We start from the raw sequence: 20,052 nt of genomic DNA, 5'->3' as shown, positions 1-20,052 counted from the left end.
GACCGCCGCCATGATGACCGCCATCTTCGTCTTCATCAAATGCGAGCTGGGCCACGCCAACGACGTGGCGGCGGATATGGTCGACAATGTCGAATACGTCTCGGAGGTCTATTCGACCTCGGGCCAGTACGACCTGCTGGCCAAGTTCCAGCTGCCGAAGGACATGGACATCGGCTCCTTCGTGACGAAGTCGGTGCAGACGCGGCCGCATATCCGCGACACCTTCACGGTGATCACCTTCTCGCCGTTCCTGCCGACGAAATAGGCGGGGCCGGCAGCCCCTCCACCGCTGCGCGGTCCCCCTCCCCATGAAATGGGGAGGAGACGCTGACGCTACGTCACCGCTGAATCGCTGCTAACGTCGTCGGGACGGAGGCGCTGATGACCGATCTCGAGACTTTCCGCGCGGAGACGCGGGCGTGGCTGGAGGCGAACTGCCCGGCCGAGTGCCGCGGGCCTGTGGCCAGCGACGAGGACAGGGTGTGGGGCGGGCGCAATGCGGTCTTTCCGACGCCAGCGCACAAGACCTGGCTGGAGACCATGGGCGCGCGCGGCTGGACCGCGCCGGAATGGCCGAAAGCGTATGGCGGCGGCGGGCTGAGCCGCGAGGAGGCCAAGGTGCTGGCCTCGGAGATGCGCCGGATCGACGCCCAGGCGCCGCTGGCCAGCTTCGGGGTCTGGATGCTGGGGCCGGCGCTGCTGGCCTTCGGCACCGAGGAACAGAAGCAGCGCTTCCTGCCGGAGATCGTCCGCGGCGAAATCCGCTGGTGCCAGGGCTATTCCGAGCCGGGCGCGGGGTCGGACCTGGCCTCGATCCAGACCCGGGCGGAAGACAAGGGCGACCACTGGATCGTCAACGGCCAGAAGGTCTGGACCTCCTACGCAGACAAGGCCGACTGGATCTTCTGCCTGGTGCGGACCGATCCGGAGGCGCCCAAGCATCTGGGCATCTCCTTCGTGCTGTTCGACATGGCCACGCCGGGCGTCAGCACGCGGCCGATCACCCTGATCAGCGGCAAGAGCCCGTTCTGCGAGACCTTCTTCGACGATGTGCGGGTCGAGAAGGCCAATCTGGTCGGGACGCTGAACCGCGGCTGGGACGTGGCCAAGGCGCTGCTGGCGCACGAGCGGACCATGATCGGGGCCATGGGCGAGATCGCCGGGGGGCGGCCGGTGGGGCAGGTGGCGAGCGGGTCGATCGGGCTGGACGAGGATGGGCGGCTGGACGAACCGATGCTCCGGGCCCGGATCGCGGAGCTGGAGGTCGATGCGGCGGCGTTCAAACTGGCGCTGGAGCGGACCGGCGACCTGGCCAAGGCCGGGCAGGCCCATCCGGCCATCGCCTCGATGCTGAAATACTACGGCTCGGAGCTGAACAAGCGGCGCCATGAGCTGCTGATGGCGGCGGGCGGGTCAGAGGCGCTGGAGTGGGAGGGCGAGCGGTCGCGCGACGGCGCGACGGCCCGCGACTGGCTGCGGACCAAGGCCAATTCGATCGAGGGCGGGACCAGCGAGGTCCAGCTGAACATCATCGCCAAACACCTGCTGCAGCTGCCGGGAGCCTGACGGATGCCGCTGATCCTGACCGAAGAGCAGACCATGCTGAAGGAGGCCGCCGACGGCTTCCTCAACGAGAAGGCGCCGATCGCGCATCTGAGGAAGCTGCGCGACAGCCGCGATCCTGACGGGGTGTCGCGCGAACTGTGGCGGGCGTTCGGCGAGATGGGGTTCGCGGGCGTGATCATTCCGGAGGCGCACGGCGGCTCGGGCCTGGGCGCGGTCGAGGCCGGGGTGATGGCCGAGTCGCTGGGGCGGACGCTGACGCCGTCGCCGTTCCTGGGCTCGGGCGTGCTGGCGGCGAAGGTGTTGGTCGAGGGCGGGTCGGAGGCGCAGCAGGCGGCGTGGCTGCCGAAGATCGCGGCCGGCGAGGCGATCCTGTCTCTGGCCGTGGACGAGGGGCCCAAGCACGCGCCGGCGCGGATGACGACGACGGCGGAGCGGTCGGGCAACGGCTTCAAGCTCAATGGGGCCAAGGGCTTCGTGCTGGATGGCCATGTGGCGGACGCCCTGATCGTGGCGGCGCGGACCGAGGGCGGGATCGGCCTGTTCCTCATCGATCCGTCCACGGACGGTGTGGCGGTCGAGCGGACGGTGATGGTCGATGCGCACAATGCGGCGCGGGTGACGCTGAGCGATGTCGAGGTCGATGCGGATGCGTTGATCGGGTCGGTCGAGGCCGGCGAGGCGCTGCTGGAGGGGGCGCTGAACCTCGGCCGGGCCTGCGCGGCGGCGTCGCTGACCGGGGCCGGCGATCAGGCCTTTCAGACGACGCTGGCGTATCTGCGGACGCGGAAGCAGTTCGGCAAGCTGATCGGCGAGTTCCAGGCGCTGCAGCACCGGGCGGCGCATCTGTTCAGCGAGATAGAGATCGCCCGGGCGGCGGTCATGGGCGCGCTGCAGGCGCTGGACCTGGGCAAGGAGAGCGCGCCGCTGGCGGTGTCGGTGGCCAAGGCCAAGGCCGGGCGCGTGGCCGAACTGGCGGTGCAGGAGGCGGTGCAGATGCACGGCGGCGTCGGCATGACCGACGAGTTCGACGTCGGCCTGTTCATGAAGCGGGTGCGGGTGCTGAACGAACTGCTGGGCGACGCCGGCTTCCATCAGGAGCGGATGGCGCGGGCCCAAGGGTTCTGATCTCACTCCGGTATTTCCCCGGGGTGGCGAGGCCGGACAGCGAACGCTAAACCATCGGCAGGGAGACACGCCAATGACGACGCGAACCAACGCGCCTGCCTATATGCCGGGGTTCGGCAACCATTTCTCGACCGAAGCCGTGCCGGGGGCGCTGCCGGAGGGACGGAATTCGCCGCAGCGGACGCCGATGGGGCTTTACGCCGAGCAGCTGTCAGGGACGGCGTTCACGGCGCCGCGCAGCGAGAATCGGCGGTCGTGGCTTTATCGGCTGAAGCCGTCGGCGCAGCATCCGGCCTACAAGCCTTTCCCGCAGGGACGGATGCGGTCCGGGCCGTTCACCGAGGCGCCGCCGTCGCCGAACCGGATGCGCTGGGACCCGCTGCCCATGCCGACGGCGCCGACGGACTGGGTCGAGGGGCTGGTCACCTATGGCGGGACGGGGGATCCGGAGGCGCTCTCGGGCATCGGCATCCACCTGTATGCGGCCAATCGGTCGATGGGCGACCGGGTCTTCTACTGCGCCGACGGTGAGTTGCTGATCGTCCCGCAGGCGGGACAACAGGCTTTTGTCACGGAAATGGGACGCATCGACGCCCGGCCGGGCGAAGTCGTGGTCATTCCGCGCGGCGTAAGGTTCAAGGTCGAGTGCGACGGCCCGATCCGCGGTTATGTCTGCGAGAACTACGGCGCGATCTTCCGCCTGCCGGACCTGGGGCCGATCGGGGCCAACGGCCTGGCCAATCCGCGGGATTTCGAGACGCCGGTCGCGGCGTTCGAGGACGTCGACCGGCAGACGGAATGCGTGCAGAAATTCGGCGGACGGTTGTGGACCACGACCTTCGACCACAGCCCGCTGGATGTGGTCGGCTGGCACGGCAACTACGCGCCGTGCAAATACGACACGGCGAAGTTCAATACGATCGGGACGGTCAGCTATGACCATCCGGACCCGTCGATCTTCACCGTCCTGACCTCGCCCAGCGATACGCCGGGGACGGCCAACTGCGATTTTGTGATCTTCCCGCCGCGCTGGATGGTGGCCGAGGACACCTTCCGCCCGCCGTGGTTCCACCGCAACGTGATGAGCGAGTTCATGGGGCTGGTGACCGGCGAGTACGACGCCAAGGAGGGCGGGTTCGCGCCGGGCGGCGCATCGCTGCACAATTGCATGAGCGGGCACGGTCCCGATCAGGCCAGCTATGACAAGGCGGTTTCGGCCGATCTGAAGCCGGTCAAGATCGAGAACACCCTGGCCTTCATGTTCGAGACGCGGTTGCCGATCCGCACCACGGAATGGGCGCAAACCTCGCCGACCATGCAACTGGACTACGACGACGTCTGGACCGGGTTCGAGAAGGGACGCGTGGAATGAAGCGCTTCGTGATGCTGGCGGCCCTGTTCGCCGCCGCCTGCCAGCCGATGCCGGCGGAGGACGGCAGGACCGATCTGGCGCAGGCGGCGCCGTCCGCCCAGGCGCCGGCGGCCCAGACCCCGGCCGACGCGGTGCGGGACTGCGCGGCGCGGGGCGGCAAGATGCTGCCGCAGGGCCGGATGCAGACGATGCAGTGCGTGGTCTCCTACACCGACGCCGGGCGGCGCTGCACCGACGGCGACGACTGCCAGGGCGATTGCCGGGTCGGGGACGCCGGGGCTGCGCCGCGCGCGGGCGCCGCCGCCGTCGGCCAGTGCCAGGCCAGCAGCGGCCGGTTCGGCTGCTACACGACGGTGGAGGACGGCAAGGCCGAAGCCACGATCTGTGTCGACTGAGCTGATGCATCCGGCGATGGACGGCGGCGTTTCCGCCTCATGACCCTGGCCGAGATCGCCGCCCTGCTGGGCCTGAACCTGGGCCTGACGCTGGCGGCCATGACGGGTCTGTGGGCCCTGTCGCGACGGCTGGGGGGGATCGGCTTCATTGACGCGGTCTGGCCGCTGGCCTTGGCGGCGCCGGCCGCGCTGACCTTTCTGCTCGCCGAGGGCGATCCGGTCCGCAGGGGGTTGCTGCTGTGGCTGGTGGCGATCTGGGCGGCCCCGCAGGCGTGGCGGCGTCTGTCCCGATCGGTACGCACCGGGGCGGACGCGCGCTACGCCGCCGTGGCCGGGCCGGTCGCCGCGGAGCGGGGATGGAGCCGGGAGCGAACCCGGCTGCTGCTGTTCTTCCTGCCCCAGGGCGCCCTGGCCTGGCTGGCCTCGCTGCCGGTGCAGCTGGGACAGGTCGACGTTCCGCCGCCGGTGGGATGGCTCGGCTGGAGCGGCGCCGTGCTGGCCGTGGCGGGCATCGGCCTTGAGGGGTTTGGCAGTCTGCGGGCGGCCGCGCCCGGCCGGCATGACGTCGGCGGCGGCCTCGGCCCATGGTTGCGGCGTCCCGACTATCTGGGCGATCTGGCGGTCTGGTGGGGGCTGTTTCTGATCGCGGCCGAGACCGGGACGGGGCGATGGTCCGTGATCGGACCGCTGTTCCTGACCGTGGCCATGGCGCAGTGGGCAAGGACGGAAAACCCCCGCCGCGTGAGCGACGGGGGCTGACCGTTCGAAAGGATCGCGCCGGGGTCATGAGCCCCGGCGGTGGTCCGTCTTACTGACCCGGGTTCGCCGTCGAAGGCGAGGTGTTCGGGGTGTTCTCGGTCGTCATGCCGCCGTCAGCGTTGCCGGCTTCCTGCTCGATCATGTCCGCCTTCTCGTTGAGGGCGGTTTCCTGAGCTTCGGTCGGGGCGGCGGCCGCCTGTTCTTCCAGGGCGTCGGCCTGGGTCTCGGCGGCCTTGTCGGCCTGGCTTTCGCAGGCGGCGACGCCGGCGAGGGCGAAGGTGGCGGCGGCGGCGATGATCAGTTTACGCATGGTGGGTTCCTTCCACAGTGGAACCCCGATAATGCGCCGCTTCGAAATTGGTTCACGCCCGCGTGACCTTGTCGTGAGAATCTTGCTCAGCCGGCTTCGGCGAAGGCCACCCGGGCGGCGCCCAGCAGGGCGGCGTGCTTGTGCAGGATCACGTGAGTCGGGATGGCGGCCATGTAATCGGTGAACCGGCCCTTGCGCTCAAACCGCTCGCGAAAGGGGCTGGCCTGAAGGAATGGCAGGATGCGGGGGGCGATGCCCCCAGCGATATAGACGCCGCCGCGCGCGCCGGTGGTCAGGGCGATGTCGCCGGCCACCGCGCCGAGGATGGCGCAGAAGCGGGCGAGGGTGGCGCCGCAGGCGCTGCGCGGATCGGCCAGGGCCGCCTCGGTGATCTCGGCGGGATCGTCGATATGGGTCTCGCGCCCGTCGATCTCGGCCAGGGCGCGGTGCATGTTGAGCAGGCCGGGGCCGCAGATCAGCCGCTCGATGGAGACGCGGTCGTAGCGGCGGCGGAGGATGCGCAGAATCTCGTCCTCGATCGGATCGCCCGGGGCGAAACAGGCGTGGCCGCCCTCGGACGGCATGGCCATCTCGCGGCCGTGGAAGTCGCGGATCAGGGCCGAGACGCCGAAGCCGGTGCCGGGGCCAAGCACGGCGATGGCCGACTCCGGATCGCCCTCTTCCGGCCCGCCGAGCGAAGCGAGCTCGTCGCGCGGCACCACCCCGGCGCCCCAGGCCAGGGCCTCGAAATCATTGATCAGGCGGACCGGATTCAGCCCGAGCGTGCCGAGTTCCGCCTCCGACACCCGCCAGGGCGAATTGGTCAGGTCGATGGCGCCGTCGGTGACCGGCCCGGCCACGGCGATGACGCCCGAGGTCGGCTTGATCTCGCAGCTGTCGACGAAGGCCTTCACCCCCCCGAGGAAGGTCGGGTGCTCGGCGCCCTTGAAGCTCTGGTGCTGTTCCAGCACCGGCTTGCCGTTGATCATATGAGCGATGGCGAAGCGGGCGTTGGTGCCGCCGACGTCGCCAACCAGCAGGGTCTTGTCCCAGGCGATGGTCATCAGGTGGTCTCCTCGGGGCGGGACATCAGGCGTCGACCGCGCGGTCGACGAAGTTCGGGTCGGGCTGACCGTCGTTCCACGTCGATCCGCCAAGGGGACCGGCGAAGCAGATCGACGCGCCTTCCTCGGCGGTGGAGACCACGTGGCGGAAGGCGCCGAACAGCTCGCGGCCATAGCCCCAGGCCGAGCCGCCGGCGTGTTCCGCGGTGCGCGCGGCCGCGGGTCGGGTGGAGAGGTCGACGCCGACGGTGGTCAGGACGCCGGAGTCGGCGTCCAGACGGATGATGTCGCCGTCGCGGACGCGGGCCAGCATGCCCCCGGCCAGGGCCTCGGGCGAGACGTGGATGGCCGCGGGAGTCTTGCCCGAGGCGCCGGACATGCGGCCATCGGTGACGAAGGCGACCCTGAAGCCCTTGTCCTGCAGCACGCCGAGAGCCGGGGACAGGCTGTGCAATTCGGGCATGCCGTTGGCCTTCGGCCCCTGGAAGCGCAGCACGACGATGACGTCGCGGTCCAGCTTGCCGTCCTTGAAGGCCTGCAGGGCGTCTTCCTGGGTTTCGAACACGGCCGCGGGGGCCTCGACGATCCGGTTCTCCGGCTTGACCGCCGAGACCTTGATGACGGCGCGGCCGAGATCGCCCTGCACGAGGCGCAGACCGCCCTCGCGGTCGAACGGATCGGAGGCCGGGCGGAGAATGTCCGTGTCCAGACTTTCGCTGACGCCGTCGCGCCAGACCAGTTCGCCGTCGACCAGCGAGGGCTCCTGGAAATAATGGTGGATGCCGGGGCCCATGACGGTGTGGACGTCGGCGTGGATGTTTCCGGCCTCGGCCAGCTGGCGGGCGACGAAGGCGACGCCGCCGGCGGCCTGGAAGGCGTTCACGTCGGCCGAGCCGTTGGGATAGACCCGGGCCAGCAGCGGGGTGACCGAGCTGAGCTGGTCCATGTCGGTCCAGTCGATGATCACCCCGGCGGCGCGGGCCATCGCCACCAGATGGATGGCGTGGTTGGTCGAACCGCCGGTGGCCAGCAGGGCGACGATCATGTTGACGATCGACTTCTCGGAGACGACGTCGGCCATGCGGCCCTCGCCCGAGCGGGCCAGTTCGACGGCGCGTTTGGCGGCGGCCGCCGTCAGGGCGTCGCGCAGGCCAGTCTCCGGGTGGACGAAGGCGGTCGAGGGCAGGTGCAGGCCGCCCAGCTCCATCATCATCTGGTTGGAGTTGGCGGTGCCGTAGAAGGTGCAGGTGCCGGGCGAGTGGTAGGAGCCGATCTCGCTCTCCAGCAGCGTCTTCCGGTCGACCTGGTTCTGGGCGTAGAGGGCCCGGACGCGGGCTTTCTCCGCGTTCGGAATGCCGCTGGGCATGGGACCGGCGGGGGCGAAGATCACCGGCAGGTGGCCGAAGGCCAGCGAGCCCATGAACAGGCCGGGCACGATCTTGTCGCAGACGCCGAGGGCGATGACGGAGTCGAAGGCGTCGTGGCTGAGGGCCACGCCGGTCGACATGGCGATGACGTCGCGGCTGAACAGCGACAGCTCCATACCGGGACGGCCCTGGGTGACGCCGTCGCACATGGCGGGGGTTCCGCCGGCGACCTGGGCCGTGGCGCCGACTTCGCGGGCGGCCTCGCGGATCACGGCGGGGAAGCGTTCGAACGGCTGATGCGCCGAGAGCATGTCGTTGTAGGCGGTGACGATGCCGACGTTGGGCTGTTGGCCGCCCATGGCGGTCAGCTTGTCGGCGATGGTCTGGCCGGCGAAGGCGTGGGCCCAGTTGGCGCAGGAGAGCTTGGCGCGGGCGACGCCGGAGGCCGCGGCGGCGTCCATGCGGCGCAGGTAGTCGGCGCGGGTTGCCCGGGAGCGCTCGACGATGCGGGCGGTGACCTCGGCGACGACGGGGTTGAGAGCGGGCATCAGGCGGCCTCCGTCCAGACGACTTCGAGCGCGACCTTGTGGGCGATCAGGGCGGCGATGGGTTGGGTCGAGGGATCACCGGCCGCCTCGCGCTCGAACACGGCGCGCTTGGCGGCGCCGGTGATGGCGAGGACGACCCGCCGCGCGCCGATCAGATACGGCAGGTTGATCGACAGGCGCTCGAGGCTGGGCGCCGCGCCGTCGCGACCGGGGGGCACCCCCAAGACGGTCGGCGGCAGGGTCGGGGAGAGCAGGGTCTTCAGGGTCGGGCTGTTGGGGAACATGGAGCAGATATGGCCGTCCTCGCCCATGCCGAGAAGGACCGCGTCCAGCCGCCCGCCCTCGGCCGCGAGGGCATGGCCGGCGAGGGCGGCGGCGCGGTCGACCGTGACGGACGGCTGATAGAGGGGCACGAAGCGGGCGGCGGCGGCCGGGCCGGTCAACAGGGTCCGCTTCAGCAGGGCGGCGTTGGACTCGGGCGAAGTCTCGGGGACGTAGCGTTCGTCGATGAGGGTGACGGCGATCCTGCTCCAGTCGAGTGGAGCGGTCGAAAGCCGGGCGTAGATGGGTGAGGGGGTCGAACCGCCGGAGCCGGCGAAAACCGCCTTGCCGGTTTCGACGAGGGCCTCACCCAGGGTCCCGGACAGGCGGGCGGCGCAGACGTCCGCCCAGGCGGCGGCGTCGGGGAAGGTGCGGATCTCAACCATGACCGCTGTTCCATTGGCGCCCGGTGCGATCCAGCAGGGTGTCGGCCTCGGCCGGACCCCAGCTTCCGGCTGCGTATTCTTTCGGCTTGAAGGCCGCGCCCCGCCAGGCCTCGGAGACCTCGTCGACCCATTTCCACGCCTGCTCCGCCTCGTCGCGGCGGACGAACAGGGTGGAGTCGCCGGAGAGGGCGTCGAGCAGCAGCCGCTCATAGGCGATGCGGCGGCGCGGCGGCTTGGCGTCCTTGTCGTTCTGGCCCCACGACAGGCTCATGCGGATCGGCTGCAGCTGCATGCGCTGGTCCAGACCAGGCTTCTTGTTCATCACCGACAGGGAGATGTCCTCGTCGGGCTGGAGTTCGATGACGAGGCGGTTGGCCTCGATGGCGCCGCGGTCGCCGTGGTCGAAGATGGAGTGCGGCACCGGTTTGAACTGGATGACGATCTCGGTGCGCTTTTCCGGCAGCCGCTTGCCGGTGCGCATGAAGAAGGGCACGCCGGCCCAGCGCCAGTTGTCGATGTCGGCGCGGACGGCGACGAAGGTCTCGGTGTCGGACGCCGCGCCGCGTTCGTCGTCATAGCCGCGCACCGCCTCGCCCTCGACGGTCCCGGCGACGTACTGGCCGCGCACCGTGACCCGTTCGGCTTCCTCGGGCGTGATCGGGCGCAGTGAGCGCAGGACCTTGACCTTCTCGTTGCGGACCGAGTCCGGATCAAGATCCGAGGGCGGCTCCATGGCCACGAGGCAGAGCAGCTGGAGCATGTGGTTCTGGAGCATGTCCCGCAATGCTCCGTACTCGTCGTAATACGGCCAGCGATCGCCGACGCCGACGGTTTCACCGACGGTGATCTGCACATGGTCGATGCTGAGGTTGTTCCACAGCGGCTCGAAGATGGTGTTGCCGAAGCGCAGGGCGATCAGGTTCTGGACCGTCTCCTTGCCGAGGTAGTGGTCGATGCGGAAAACCTGGTGCTCGGAGAAGGCGTCGGCGACGGCGTCGTCGATCTGGCGGAAGGTCTCGAGATCGCGGCCGACCGGCTTCTCCAGAACCACCCGGTCCTCGGCCTCGGCGAGGCCGGCCGCGCGCATGGCGGTGACGATGCGGGCGTAAAGAGAGGGCGACACGGCGAGGAAGGAGGTGCAGGCCCCGTCGCCGACCTTGTCCTTGAGCGGCTTCAGACTTTCGGCCGAGGTGGCGTCGACCGCCAGGTAGTCGAGCCGCGCCTCCATCCGCGCCCAGGCGGTGTCGGTCCAGGCGTCGTCGGCGCGAGCCTTGGCCTCGACCGACTGGCGCACCTTGGCGACATATTCGTCGCGGCTCTCATCCGAGCGGGCCGCGCCGATGATTTTGAGCCCGTCGGGCAGCAGGCCGTCGTGCTCGAGAAAGTAGAGCGAGGGCAGAAGCATCCTCATGGCGAGGTCGCCGCCGCCGCCGAACAGCACCAGGGCCGCCATGCGCTCTCCTCAGGTTACGGTCCCAGCTTGACCGGGGATTGGTCTGGCCGCTTCCGCGCGCTGCGCCAAGACGTCGAGGACGTCCTGAAACACCATGTGACGGGCGCGCAGCAGCACCAGCAGATGATAGACCAAATCCGCGGCCTCCGAGGCGAGTTCCGAATCCGGCCCGGCGGCGCCGGCCAGGGCGGTCTCGACGCCCTCCTCGCCGACCTTCTGGGCGGCGCGTTTGGGGCCCTCGGCGAGCAGCCGGGCGGTCCAGCTTTCGGCCAGGTCGGCCGCGGCGCGTTGGGCGATGGTCTGCTCGAGACGGGCAAGCCGTCCAAGGCCGGGCGCGTCCTCCTCGCCGAAGCAGCTGACGCGGTTCAGGTGACAGGCGTTTCCGACCGGACGGACCTTGAGCACCAGGGCGTCGGCGTCGCAGTCGGGGGTGATGGAGACGAGGTGCAGCCGGTCGCCGGACGTCTCGCCCTTGCGCCAGCGGCCGCCGCGCGAGCGCGAGAAGAAGGTCGCCTCGCCGGATGCGATCGTCTCATCGAGGGCGGCGCGGTCCATATAGGCGACGGTCAGGACCTGAAGGGTGGCGGCGTCCTGGACGACGACGGGGAGCAGGCCGTCTCCCTTGGCGAAGTCGAGTTGGTCGGGATCGATCATGGTCTCACCTCAACGCCCGAACCGGCGAGAAAGGCCTTCAGGTCGGGAATGGTCAGGGATCCGGTGTGGAAGACGCTGGCGGCGAGCGCGCCGGAGACGCGGGCCTGCTGGAACACATCGCGGAAATGGGCGGCTTCGCCGGCGCCGCCCGAGGCGACCAGCGGAATGGTCAGACGCTCGCGGGCGGCGGTCAGCTGGGCGATGTCGTAGCCGCGGCGGACGCCGTCTTCGTCCATGCAGTTGAGGACGATCTCGCCGGCGCCGAGGGACTGCGCCTCGACGATCCAGTCGAGGGTGCGGCGGCCGGCGCCGCGGCTGGCCGTGGGGTCGCCGGTGTACTGGTGGACGAACCAGTCATGGCCGGCGCGCTTCGAGTCGACGCCGACGACGACGCACTGGGCGCCGAAGCGATCCGCCATTTCGGCGATCAGGTCGGGCCGCTCGAGGGCGGGGGAGTTGATCGAGACCTTGTCGGCGCCGTGGTCGAGGCAGCGGCCAGCCTGTTCCACCGAGCGGATGCCGCCGGCGACGCTGAAGGGGATGTCGAGCAGGCGTGCGATGTCCCTGACCCAGCCGTAGTCGAGGGTGCGTCCCTCAGGCGAGGCGGCGATGTCGTAGAAGACCAGTTCGTCGGCGCCCTGGTCGCGGTAGCGGGCGGCGAGCTCGGCGGCGTCGCCCATGTCGACATGGCCCTCGAAGCGGACGCCCTTGACCACCCGGCCGTCCTTGACGTCGAGACAGGGGATGATGCGGCGGGCGGTCATGCGGCGAGGGCCTCGGCCACGGTGAAGCGGCCTTCGTAGAGGGCCCGGCCGACGATGGCGCCGTCGCAGCCGATGTCGCGGGCGGCGGCGAGGTCCGGGAGGCTGGAGACGCCGCCGGAGGCCTGGACGCGGAGGTCCGGCCGGCGGCGGACGATCTGCGCCAGCAAGTCGAGGTTGGGGCCGGTCAGGGCGCCGTCGCGGCCGACATCGGTGACCAGCAGGTGTTCGGCCGACCCGGGCGGGTAGCGGTCGAGGGCGGCCCACAGGTCGATGGCGGCGGCCTCGGTCCAGCCCTTGAGCGCCGGGACCCAGCGGTCGCCGTCAGCCTTGACGTCGATGGCGAGGGTCAGGCGGTCCGCCCCGAAGTCGTCGAGCCAACCGGAGACCGTGTCGGGGTCGGATACGGCGAGGGAACCGACCACGACGCGGCTGACGCCGGCGTCGAGCAGGCGCTGGACGTCGTCAGTGGAACGGACGCCGCCGCCGGACTGGATGCGGATGTCGATGGCGGCGGCCAGTTCGCCGATCAGGGCGTGTTGCATGGCGCGGCCGGCCTCGGCGCCGTCGAGGTCGACGATGTGGGCCCAGGTTGCGCCGGCGGCGGCGAAGGCGGCGAGGCGGGCGGCGGGCGCGTCGTCATAGTGGGTCACGGCGTCGAAACGGCCGTGCATCAGCCGGACGCAGACGCCGGCGCGCAGGTCGATGGCCGGGTAGACGATCATGCGGGCAGCTCCAGGAAGTTGCGCAGGATGCGAGCGCCGGCGGCGGCCGATCGTTCGGGGTGAAACTGGCAGCCCCAGCGGTTGGCGCTGCGCACCACGGCCGGAACCGGGCCGCCGTACTCGGCGCGGGCGAGGGTCGCCTCGCCGTCGGGGCAGACGTAGCTGTGTACGAAATAGGCCCAGGCGCTGTCGTCGAGGCCTTCGAGCAGGGGGTCGGGGCGGACGATCGAGAGGCGCGACCATCCCATATGCGGCACCGGGCGGTCCGGAGCGGGCTCCATGCTGCGCACCCGGCCGGGGATGAGGCCGAGCAGGGGGACGCCGCCGCCCTCGTCGCTGGCCTCGAACAGGAGTTGCTGGCCAAGGCAGACGCCGAGCAGGGGCCGGGGGAAGGCGCGGATGGGTTCGCCCAGTCCGAGTTCGGACAGCCGCGCCATGGCGTAGCCGGCGGCTCCGACGCCGGGCAGGATCAGGCGTTCGGCCTCGGCGAGCTCGGCCGGGTCGGCGGTCAGGCGGACGGTCGCACCCAGCCGCTCCAGCGCGAACTGGACCGAGGCGACATTGCCGGCGCCGTAGGCGAGGACGGTGACGGTGGTCACAACACCCCCTTGGTGCTGGGGACGGCGTCGCCCTCGACGCGGATGGCCTGGCGCAGGGCGCGGCCGAAGGCCTTGTAGACGGCCTCGGTCTTGTGGTGGTCGTCGTCGCCGGTGACGGTGACGTGGATGGCGGCGCCGAGGTGTTCGGCCAACGAGCGGAAGACGTGCGCGGTCAGGTCGGTGCGGTAGTCGCCGATGAAGGGGGTGTCGAAGGACCCTTCGAACACCGGATAGGGGCGGCCGGACAGGTCGATGGACACGGCCGCGTTGGCCTCGTCCATGGGCAGGACGAAGCCGTAGCGGGCGATGCCGCGACGCTCGCCCAGCGCCTGCTTCAGAGCCTGGCCGAGGGCGATGGCCGAGTCCTCGATGGTGTGGTGCGGGTCGGTGTGCAGGTCGCCCTCGCACGACAGGCGCAGGGAGAAGCCGCCGTGGGCCGCGATCTGCTCCAGCATGTGGTCGAAGAAGCCGACGCCGGTGGTGATGGAGACGGGGCCGGCCGCGTCGAGGTCGACGGCGCAGACGATGCGGGTCTCCCTGGTGTCGCGGACGGCCTCGCCGGTGCGGTGCGGCCGGGCCGGGGTCGGGGCGAGGTCGAGGGCGGCGAGCAGGCGGTCGTTGACCTCGGCCCGGGCGGAGACGGGCAGGCGCAGGCGCTCGCCGGCGCGCTCGGCGGCGACCGCATAGCGGGTCATGCCGACGAGGACAGCGTCTGGATCGGACGGCCGGGCCATGATGACGGGACCGAAGCCGGGCTCGACGACCATGGCCCGGGACAGGGCCTTGACCAGCCGCTCGCGCTCGGCGCGGACAAGGGCGATGCGCTGGCCGGTTTCCATCATGCGCGACGGATCGAGCGCCTGCAGGGCCAGCCGGATGGAGACTTCCGGCAGGGCCCAGGGCTCCAACACCGAGGCGAGACGGGCGAGGGTTTCGGCCTGGGCGAGGGCGGCGCCGACGCGGGCGCCGGCGAGGCCATAGCCCAGAGACAGGCTGCGCAGCACCACGAGGTTGGCGTGGGCGTCGATGACGGTGGCCGCCGACGGGGCGTCCGTGAACTCGGCGAGGCCCTCGTCGATGACCAGCAGGGCGGGGGCCACGCGCGCCGCCATCTCGGCGACCGCCTCGGGCGAGCCGAGGGCGCGCAGGATCACCGCGCCGGGGCCCGCGTCCGCGGCGGGGCGGGCGTAGAGGGCGGCGAGAGCGCGGTACGGCTCGGCGTCGGGGGCCTGGACCGTCAGCCCGTCACGGGCGGCGAGGCGGAAGACCAGCTCCAGCCCGTGGGTCAGGCCGCGCACGGGCAGCACACGGTCGGCAGGCACGCCGTAGACCTCGGCCATGCGGGCGGCGAGGGCGCGGGGCTGGGCCGGATAGCGGTCGAGGCCGTCGCCGCCGGAAACCAGCGGAGCGAAGGGGGCGGGCAGGTTGGTGATCATCGGGCCCTCAGGTCGGCGGCGCGGGCGTGGGCCTCAAGGCCTTCGAGGCGGGCGAGGCGGGCGGTGACCGGGGCGAGCTCGCGGGCCCCGGCCTCGGAGACGGACTGGACCGACATCGAGGTCATGAAGCTGGCGGTGGTGATCCCGCCGATGGTGCGGGCGGCGCCGTCGGTCGGCAGGACGTGGCTGGGGCCGGCGGCGTAGTCGCCGAGCGTCTCGGCGGCGAAAGCGCCGACGAAGACGGCGCCGGCGGCGGTGATGCGCTCGACCATGGCCTCGGCGTCGACGGTCTGCAGGGCGAGGTGTTCGGGCCCGTAGAGGTTGGCGACCTCGCAGGCCTCGGCCATGTCGCGCACGCGGATGGCGCGGCCCTCGGCCAGGGAGGCGCGGGCGATGTCAGCGCGGGGCAGGGTCTGCAACTGGCGCTCGACCTCGGCGAGGATGGCCGTGATGTTGGCGCGGCTCTCGGAGACGAGGATGACCTGGGCGTCGGCGTCGTGTTCCGCCTGGCTGAGCAGGTCGGCGGCGGCGATCTCGGGGTCGGCGTCACGGTCGGCGATGACCAGCAGTTCGGAGGGGCCGGCGGGCATGTCGACCGCAGGGCCGCGCGGCCGGGCGGACGCCTGTTTCTTGGCCTCGGCGACGAAGGCGTTGCCCGGGCCGAACAGCTTGTCGCAGGCCGGGATCTCGCCGTCGTCGAGCACGGCGCCGAAGGTCAGGGCGGCGATGGCCTGGGCCCCGCCGATCAGCCAGAGGGCGTCGAGCCCCGCCTCGGCGGCGGCGTAGATCATAGCCGGGTGAACGCCGCCATCCCTCGCGGGCGGGGTGACCACGACGCGTTCGCGCACCCCGGCGACCGTGGCCGGGATGGCCTGCATCAACAGGGAGGAGAACAGCGGCGCGGTGCCGCCGGGCACATAGATTCCGGCCGCGCCGATAGGCCGCCAGACGAGGCGGGAGCGGACGCCCGGGGTGGTCTCGAAGAAGGGGGTGTCTTCCGGGCGAGTGGCTTCATGGAAGACGCGCACATTCTCGGCGGCGATGCGCAGCGAACGGGTGGCTGTCGGCGGCAGGGCGTCGCGGGCGGCGGCGACGGCTTCGGGCGTGATCGCGATGCGGCGGGGGGCGAAGCCGTCGAACTTCAGGCTCCAGTCGGCGACGGCGGCGCCGCCGCGCGCCTGCACGTCGTCGAGGATTTCGCGCACGATGTCGCTGACCCGGGTCTCGCCACGGCTCGTGGGGCGGGCGAGGGCGGCGAGGCGGCCGGGGGCGTCGAGGGAGGACCAGTCGATCAGCCGCATCACATCATCTTCTCGATCGGCAGGACGAGGATGGCCGAGGCCCCGGCGGCCTTGAGCTTCTCCAGCGTCTCCCAGAAGACGGCCTCCTGGCAGACGGCGTGGACGGCGACGGCGTCGTCGCGGCCGGACAGGGGCATGACCGTGGGCGATCCGGCGCCAGGCAGGATGGCGGTGATCTGGTCCAGAGCCGAGCGCGGGGCGTTGAGCATGACGTATTTGGCGCCCTGAGAGGAAACGACGCCGGACATGCGCTCGATGATGCTGTCGAGCAGGTGCTGCAGGGCGGGCTCGGGGGCGGTCGGCGAGCGGATCAGCACCGCCTGGCTTTCCAGCACCGTCTCGCGCGCGCCGAGGCCGTTGGCCTCCAGCGTCGCGCCGGTGGAGACCAGGTCGCAGATGGCCGAGGCCAGTTTCAGCCGGGGGGCCACCTCGACCGCGCCGCGCATGGTGACGATGTCGGCCTTGATATTCCGCTCGTCGAGCCAGCGGCGCAGGATCTTCGGATAGGAGGTGGCGACGCGCAGGCCCTCCAGCGACGCCGGTCCGTCATAGGCCAGGGTCGGGGGGACGGCGATCTTCAGGGTGCAGCGGCCGAAGCCGAGCGGCATGATCACCTCAGCGACCGGGCCGCCGTTGCGCGCCTCCTCGAGCACGTTCTCGCCGACGATGCCGAGGTCGCAGACGCCGTCGGCGACGAAGGTCGGGATGTCGTCGTCGCGCACCCGCAGCAGGTCGATCGGATAGTTCTCCACCCGATAGAGCAGGTCGTTATTGCCCTTGACCACGCGCAGGCCTGCATCGCGGACGAGGTCGAGGCTGCGGTCGGACAGGCGGCCGGATTTCTGGACGGCGATGCGCAGCCGGCCCTGGACGGTACTCATGGTTCTACTCAGCTTTTGATACGGTCGAGGACGAGGCGGTAGCCCTGGTGCGGCATCTCCCTGAGGAACCGGGCGACACGCACGACCGTGGTCGGGCTGGCCTGGGCCTCGGCGGCGATCTCGCGGTAGGACTTGCCGCCCGCGTCGAGGAGGCGGGCCACCTCCCAGCGCTCGGCGAAGGCGCGCAGTTCCGCCGGCGTGCAAAGGTCGGCGAGGAAGGCGTCGACCTCGTCGCGCGTCTTCAGCGACAGCAGGGCGTCGTAGAGGGCGACGCGGCTGCGCGCCGTGGCGGCGGCGTTGCGGGGAAGGGTGTCGGTCATGGCGTGTTCCACTATGCTGTAACAGTGGAACGGTCAAGGGGGAGTTCGCCATGCCCCTCGACCCTCGCCTCCCGCCCCTCTATCTCCCTGTCCATGACCAAGGTTCTGATCATCGGCGCGGGGCATGCGGGCGGAACGGCGGCGGCCCTGCTGCGGCAATACGGGCATGAGGGGGCGATCGTGCTGGCGGGCGAGGAGACCGCGCCGCCGTATCAGCGGCCGCCGCTGTCCAAGGCGTGGTTGAAGGGCGAGGCGGATCTGGAGGCCCTGCTGCTGCGGCCCGAGGAATTCTATGCCGAGCATGACATCGCGCTGCGGCTCGGCGTGACGGCGACGGCGATCAATGCGGCCGGGAAGACGGTGACCTTCGCCGACGGAACGGTCGAACCCTATGACGCCCTGATCCTGGCGACCGGGTCGACAGCGCGGAAGTTGGCCATTCCGGGGGCGGACCGTCCCGACCTGCTGGAGCTGCGCACGCTGGCGGATGCGGAGAGGTTGAAGGCCGCGCTGGGGCCCGGCAAGCGGCTGGCGGTGGTTGGCGGCGGCTACGTCGGGCTGGAGGCCGCGGCCTCGGCGCGGGCGCTGGGCGCGGAGGCCGTCGTCATCGAACGAATGGACCGGGTGCTGGCGCGGGTGGCGTCCCGAACCCTGTCGGACTTCTTCACCCGGTATCATCGGGAACACGGCGTCGAGGTGCTGACCTCGGCCGAGGTCACGGCGTTCGAGGCCGGCGGCGTGCGGCTGGGGGACGGTCGGCTGATCGAGGCGGATGCGACCCTGGTCGGCGTCGGGGCGCTGGCGCGCGATCAGCTGGCGCGCGCGACGGGCCTGGTCTGCGAGAACGGCGTCGTCGTCGACGAGGCGGCGCGGACTTCCGACCCGGCGATCTGGGCGATCGGGGACGTGACCTGGCGGCCTGTTCCCGTGCAGGGCGGCCGGATGCACCGACTGGAAAGCGTTCCGAACGCGCTGGAACAGGCCAAGCAGGCGGCGGCGGCGATCACCGGGCGACCGGCGCCGACCCCCGAGGTCCCGTGGTTCTGGTCAGATCAGTATGACGTCAAGCTGCAGATCGCCGGCCTGCCTGAGAACGCGGATCGTCAGGTGCTGCGGGGCGACCCGGCGACGGCGGCCTTCGCCGTCTTCCATCTGGCCGGCGACCGGATCTTCTGCGTCGAGGCGGTCAATGCTCCGGCCGAGTTCATGGCGGGGCGGCAGATGATCGGACGGGGCACGCCGGTGGACGCGGCCCGGCTGGCGGATCCGACGGTGACGATGAAGACGGTGGCGGCGGGCTGAGGCTCAGGCGGCGACGACGGCCGCCTTGCGCGCCGGCCCGTCGAGCCGCTCGAGCAGGGCGGCGAAGGTGACCGGGCGGCCGATCAGATAGCCTTGGGCCATGTCGCAGCCCATGCCCCGAAGAAGGGCGAGGGCGGTGGGGGTCTCGACCCCCTCGGCGGTGACCTTCATGCCGAGGCCGTGGGCGAGGTCGATGGTCGATTTGACCAGCAGGGCGTCGCGGGCGGAGTCGTCGAGACCGAGGATGAAGCTCTTGTCGATCTTCAGCTCGTCGGCGCGGATTTGCTTCAGGTAGGTCAGCGACGACAGGCCCGAGCCGTAGTCGTCCAGCGACACGGAGATCCCGGCCTCGGCGAACCGGTCGAGGAGGCGCAGTGCGACCTCCGGATTGGCGACGACGGCGGTTTCGGTGATCTCGAAACAGAGGCGGGCCCCCGAGGTCTTGACGGCGGCGAGGGCGAAATCGGCGAAGCTCTCGTCCGACAGCAGACGCGCGGACACGTTCACCGAGACCGTCAGATCGTGACCCGCGCGACGGAGTTCGGCCTGGTCGTGGATGGCCTGATGAATGACCCATTCGGTGAGCGGGCGGATGTGGCCCGTCTCCTCGGCCATGCCCACGAACAGATCCGGCGAGACGCAGCCGCGCCGCGGATGGGTCCAGCGCGCCAGCGCCTCGACCGCCCGGACGCCCTCGGCGCGGAAATCGTATTTCGGCTGGTAGTTCAGGGAGAACTCGCCGTTGTCGAGGGCCGCCATCAGCTCGCTGATCAGCGAAAGATTGCCGGCGGGATCGCCGTAGCGCAGTGCGTCGAACACCACGGCGCGGCGGTGGGCGGCCCGGGCCTGGTCGACGGCGATGGAGGCCCGGTCGACGGGCGAGGCCACGTTGCGGTTGGCTTGTCCGGTGCGGGCGACGCCGGCGGTCAGGGCGATATCGACCGGCGCGCCGTTGAGGATCACCGGGGCCTGGGCCGCTTCGCAGAGGCGGGCGGCCATCTGGACGACTTCCTCGTCGTCTTCCGCCGAAAGGACCAGACCGAGAACCCCGGCGCCGACCCGCGCCACCTGCCCCCTTCCGGTCAGGCCGGAGAGGCGGTGGCCGACTGTGGTCAGCAGCCCCGCCATGGAATCGTAGCCGATGGCGTTACGCAGGACCTCGAAGCGGTCGATGCCGAACAGGACGACGTAGACCGGTGAACTTCCGGCGGCGAGCCGCTCCAGCGACAGGCGATTGCCAAGGCCCGTTTCCTGATCGTGCAGCGCCATGTGGGTCAGGCGCGCGTCGTGGTCGAGCGGGTTCGTCCGGCCGGAGACCGGCGATAGCAGCGCCGACAGGTACGCGAACGGACTGCGCATGCTTCAGCGTCTAGCGCATTCTCATGAAGCGGGCGTAAATCCCGAGGA

Annotated in this window: 21 protein-coding genes; 7 read left to right on the top strand and 14 right to left on the bottom strand. The window is 70.8% G+C overall.

The features are described from left to right. The first annotated feature begins 10 nt into the window (after positions 1-10). The 6 genes from V6M45_RS06065 (at position 11) to V6M45_RS06040 (ending at position 5,217) form a co-directional block, all read left to right on the top strand. Complete coding sequence (locus V6M45_RS06065; RefSeq protein WP_332654744.1) at positions 11-265, top strand: Lrp/AsnC ligand binding domain-containing protein; 255 nt, start codon at positions 11-13, stop codon at positions 263-265. Between the two features lie 116 nt (positions 266-381). Then, complete coding sequence (locus V6M45_RS06060; protein ID WP_332654743.1) at positions 382-1,566, top strand: acyl-CoA dehydrogenase family protein; 1,185 nt, start codon at positions 382-384, stop codon at positions 1,564-1,566. A gap of 3 nt (positions 1,567-1,569) precedes the next feature. Further along, the gene (locus V6M45_RS06055) at positions 1,570-2,691 is read left to right on the top strand and encodes an acyl-CoA dehydrogenase family protein (protein ID WP_332654742.1); all 1,122 of its coding nucleotides are present in this window, start codon (positions 1,570-1,572) and stop codon (positions 2,689-2,691) included. A 73-nt stretch (positions 2,692-2,764) separates the two neighbouring features. Beyond that, a complete protein-coding gene (hmgA, locus tag V6M45_RS06050; protein ID WP_332654741.1) occupies positions 2,765-4,063 on the top strand; it encodes a homogentisate 1,2-dioxygenase in 1,299 nt (432 codons plus the stop codon). Next, on the top strand, positions 4,060-4,458 hold the full coding sequence (locus tag V6M45_RS06045) for a hypothetical protein (RefSeq protein ID WP_332654739.1): 399 nt from the start codon (positions 4,060-4,062) through the stop codon (positions 4,456-4,458). Before hmgA ends, V6M45_RS06045 begins: the two co-directional genes overlap by 4 nt. A 39-nt stretch (positions 4,459-4,497) precedes the next feature. Beyond that, a complete protein-coding gene (locus V6M45_RS06040) occupies positions 4,498-5,217 on the top strand; it encodes a DUF1295 domain-containing protein (RefSeq protein ID WP_332654737.1) in 720 nt (239 codons plus the stop codon). 49 nt (positions 5,218-5,266) lie between these two features. Here the strand turns inward: V6M45_RS06040 and V6M45_RS06035 are convergent, their stop codons facing one another. From V6M45_RS06035 to V6M45_RS05975, 13 genes are all read right to left on the bottom strand, one after another. Then, on the bottom strand, positions 5,267-5,527 hold the full coding sequence (locus tag V6M45_RS06035) for a hypothetical protein (protein ID WP_332654736.1): 261 nt from the start codon (positions 5,525-5,527) through the stop codon (positions 5,267-5,269). An 86-nt stretch (positions 5,528-5,613) separates the two neighbouring features. Next, on the bottom strand, positions 5,614-6,591 hold the full coding sequence (gene glk, locus V6M45_RS06030; protein ID WP_332654735.1) for a glucokinase: 978 nt from the start codon (positions 6,589-6,591) through the stop codon (positions 5,614-5,616). A gap of 25 nt (positions 6,592-6,616) precedes the next feature. Beyond that, positions 6,617-8,506, bottom strand: a complete 1,890-nt coding sequence (edd, locus tag V6M45_RS06025; protein WP_332654733.1) for a phosphogluconate dehydratase — start codon at positions 8,504-8,506, stop codon at positions 6,617-6,619. Next, positions 8,506-9,213 carry a 6-phosphogluconolactonase gene (pgl, locus tag V6M45_RS06020; RefSeq protein ID WP_332654732.1) on the bottom strand — a complete coding sequence of 236 codons (708 nt, stop codon included), beginning with the start codon at positions 9,211-9,213 and terminating at the stop codon, positions 8,506-8,508. Before pgl ends, edd begins: the two co-directional genes overlap by 1 nt. Next, positions 9,206-10,666 (bottom strand): glucose-6-phosphate dehydrogenase, encoded by a 1,461-nt coding sequence (gene zwf / locus V6M45_RS06015; RefSeq protein WP_332654730.1) that lies wholly within the window; start codon positions 10,664-10,666, stop codon positions 9,206-9,208. The genes pgl and zwf overlap by 8 nt, the downstream gene beginning before the upstream one ends. Positions 10,667-10,675: 9 nt before the next feature. After that, positions 10,676-11,320, bottom strand: a complete 645-nt coding sequence (gene hisIE, locus V6M45_RS06010) for a bifunctional phosphoribosyl-AMP cyclohydrolase/phosphoribosyl-ATP diphosphatase HisIE (RefSeq protein WP_332654729.1) — start codon at positions 11,318-11,320, stop codon at positions 10,676-10,678. Continuing rightward, positions 11,317-12,084, bottom strand: a complete 768-nt coding sequence (gene hisF, locus V6M45_RS06005) for an imidazole glycerol phosphate synthase subunit HisF (protein ID WP_332654728.1) — start codon at positions 12,082-12,084, stop codon at positions 11,317-11,319. The genes hisIE and hisF overlap by 4 nt, the downstream gene beginning before the upstream one ends. Next, the gene (gene hisA / locus V6M45_RS06000) at positions 12,081-12,806 is read right to left on the bottom strand and encodes a 1-(5-phosphoribosyl)-5-[(5-phosphoribosylamino)methylideneamino]imidazole-4-carboxamide isomerase (protein WP_332654727.1); all 726 of its coding nucleotides are present in this window, start codon (positions 12,804-12,806) and stop codon (positions 12,081-12,083) included. Before hisA ends, hisF begins: the two co-directional genes overlap by 4 nt. After that, positions 12,803-13,405: an imidazole glycerol phosphate synthase subunit HisH gene (hisH, locus tag V6M45_RS05995; protein ID WP_332654726.1), complete on the bottom strand. Its 603-nt coding sequence runs from the start codon at positions 13,403-13,405 to the stop codon at positions 12,803-12,805. Before hisH ends, hisA begins: the two co-directional genes overlap by 4 nt. After that, entirely contained in the window at positions 13,402-14,841 is a 1,440-nt protein-coding gene (gene hisB, locus V6M45_RS05990; RefSeq protein WP_332654725.1) for an imidazoleglycerol-phosphate dehydratase HisB, read from the bottom strand. The genes hisH and hisB overlap by 4 nt, the downstream gene beginning before the upstream one ends. Next, the gene (gene hisD, locus V6M45_RS05985) at positions 14,838-16,142 is read right to left on the bottom strand and encodes a histidinol dehydrogenase (protein ID WP_332654724.1); all 1,305 of its coding nucleotides are present in this window, start codon (positions 16,140-16,142) and stop codon (positions 14,838-14,840) included. Before hisD ends, hisB begins: the two co-directional genes overlap by 4 nt. After that, entirely contained in the window at positions 16,142-17,023 is an 882-nt protein-coding gene (gene hisG, locus V6M45_RS05980) for an ATP phosphoribosyltransferase (RefSeq protein ID WP_332654723.1), read from the bottom strand. Before hisG ends, hisD begins: the two co-directional genes overlap by 1 nt. A gap of 8 nt (positions 17,024-17,031) precedes the next feature. Continuing rightward, positions 17,032-17,343 (bottom strand): YerC/YecD family TrpR-related protein, encoded by a 312-nt coding sequence (locus tag V6M45_RS05975; protein ID WP_332654722.1) that lies wholly within the window; start codon positions 17,341-17,343, stop codon positions 17,032-17,034. A 93-nt stretch (positions 17,344-17,436) separates the two neighbouring features. On the opposite strand from V6M45_RS05975, the gene V6M45_RS05970 reads away from it, so the two are divergent. Further along, positions 17,437-18,645 carry an NAD(P)/FAD-dependent oxidoreductase gene (locus V6M45_RS05970; RefSeq protein WP_332654721.1) on the top strand — a complete coding sequence of 403 codons (1,209 nt, stop codon included), beginning with the start codon at positions 17,437-17,439 and terminating at the stop codon, positions 18,643-18,645. A gap of 3 nt (positions 18,646-18,648) precedes the next feature. Here V6M45_RS05970 and V6M45_RS05965 read toward each other — a convergent pair whose 3' ends face one another. Further along, the gene (locus V6M45_RS05965; RefSeq protein WP_332654720.1) at positions 18,649-20,004 is read right to left on the bottom strand and encodes a putative bifunctional diguanylate cyclase/phosphodiesterase; all 1,356 of its coding nucleotides are present in this window, start codon (positions 20,002-20,004) and stop codon (positions 18,649-18,651) included. Positions 20,005-20,052 lie beyond the last annotated feature (48 nt).

Source organism: Brevundimonas sp. (genome assembly GCF_036676055.1).
Classification (GTDB): domain Bacteria; phylum Pseudomonadota; class Alphaproteobacteria; order Caulobacterales; family Caulobacteraceae; genus Brevundimonas.
The sequence above is the reverse complement of the archived record's forward strand: the minus strand, read 5'-3'. Positions and strand labels throughout refer to the sequence as shown.

Excerpts from the sequence above, each read along its gene's own strand:
- V6M45_RS06065 (WP_332654744.1), top strand. The coding sequence starts at position 11 with ATGATGACCGCCATCTTCGTCTTCATCAAATGCGAGCTGGGCCACGCC.
- V6M45_RS06060 (WP_332654743.1), top strand. The coding sequence starts at position 382 with ATGACCGATCTCGAGACTTTCCGCGCGGAGACGCGGGCGTGGCTGGAG.
- V6M45_RS06055 (WP_332654742.1), top strand. The coding sequence starts at position 1,570 with ATGCCGCTGATCCTGACCGAAGAGCAGACCATGCTGAAGGAGGCCGCC.
- hmgA (WP_332654741.1), top strand. The coding sequence starts at position 2,765 with ATGACGACGCGAACCAACGCGCCTGCCTATATGCCGGGGTTCGGCAAC.
- V6M45_RS06045 (WP_332654739.1), top strand. The coding sequence starts at position 4,060 with ATGAAGCGCTTCGTGATGCTGGCGGCCCTGTTCGCCGCCGCCTGCCAG.
- V6M45_RS06040 (WP_332654737.1), top strand. The coding sequence starts at position 4,498 with ATGACCCTGGCCGAGATCGCCGCCCTGCTGGGCCTGAACCTGGGCCTG.
- V6M45_RS06035 (WP_332654736.1), bottom strand. The coding sequence starts at position 5,527 with ATGCGTAAACTGATCATCGCCGCCGCCGCCACCTTCGCCCTCGCCGGC.
- glk (WP_332654735.1), bottom strand. The coding sequence starts at position 6,591 with ATGACCATCGCCTGGGACAAGACCCTGCTGGTTGGCGACGTCGGCGGC.
- edd (WP_332654733.1), bottom strand. The coding sequence starts at position 8,506 with ATGCCCGCTCTCAACCCCGTCGTCGCCGAGGTCACCGCCCGCATCGTC.
- pgl (WP_332654732.1), bottom strand. The coding sequence starts at position 9,213 with ATGGTTGAGATCCGCACCTTCCCCGACGCCGCCGCCTGGGCGGACGTC.
- zwf (WP_332654730.1), bottom strand. The coding sequence starts at position 10,666 with ATGGCGGCCCTGGTGCTGTTCGGCGGCGGCGGCGACCTCGCCATGAGG.
- hisIE (WP_332654729.1), bottom strand. The coding sequence starts at position 11,320 with ATGATCGATCCCGACCAACTCGACTTCGCCAAGGGAGACGGCCTGCTC.
- hisF (WP_332654728.1), bottom strand. The coding sequence starts at position 12,084 with ATGACCGCCCGCCGCATCATCCCCTGTCTCGACGTCAAGGACGGCCGG.
- hisA (WP_332654727.1), bottom strand. The coding sequence starts at position 12,806 with ATGATCGTCTACCCGGCCATCGACCTGCGCGCCGGCGTCTGCGTCCGG.
- hisB (WP_332654725.1), bottom strand. The coding sequence starts at position 14,841 with ATGATCACCAACCTGCCCGCCCCCTTCGCTCCGCTGGTTTCCGGCGGC.
- hisD (WP_332654724.1), bottom strand. The coding sequence starts at position 16,142 with ATGCGGCTGATCGACTGGTCCTCCCTCGACGCCCCCGGCCGCCTCGCC.
- hisG (WP_332654723.1), bottom strand. The coding sequence starts at position 17,023 with ATGAGTACCGTCCAGGGCCGGCTGCGCATCGCCGTCCAGAAATCCGGC.
- V6M45_RS05975 (WP_332654722.1), bottom strand. The coding sequence starts at position 17,343 with ATGACCGACACCCTTCCCCGCAACGCCGCCGCCACGGCGCGCAGCCGC.
- V6M45_RS05970 (WP_332654721.1), top strand. The coding sequence starts at position 17,437 with ATGACCAAGGTTCTGATCATCGGCGCGGGGCATGCGGGCGGAACGGCG.
- V6M45_RS05965 (WP_332654720.1), bottom strand. The coding sequence starts at position 20,004 with ATGCGCAGTCCGTTCGCGTACCTGTCGGCGCTGCTATCGCCGGTCTCC.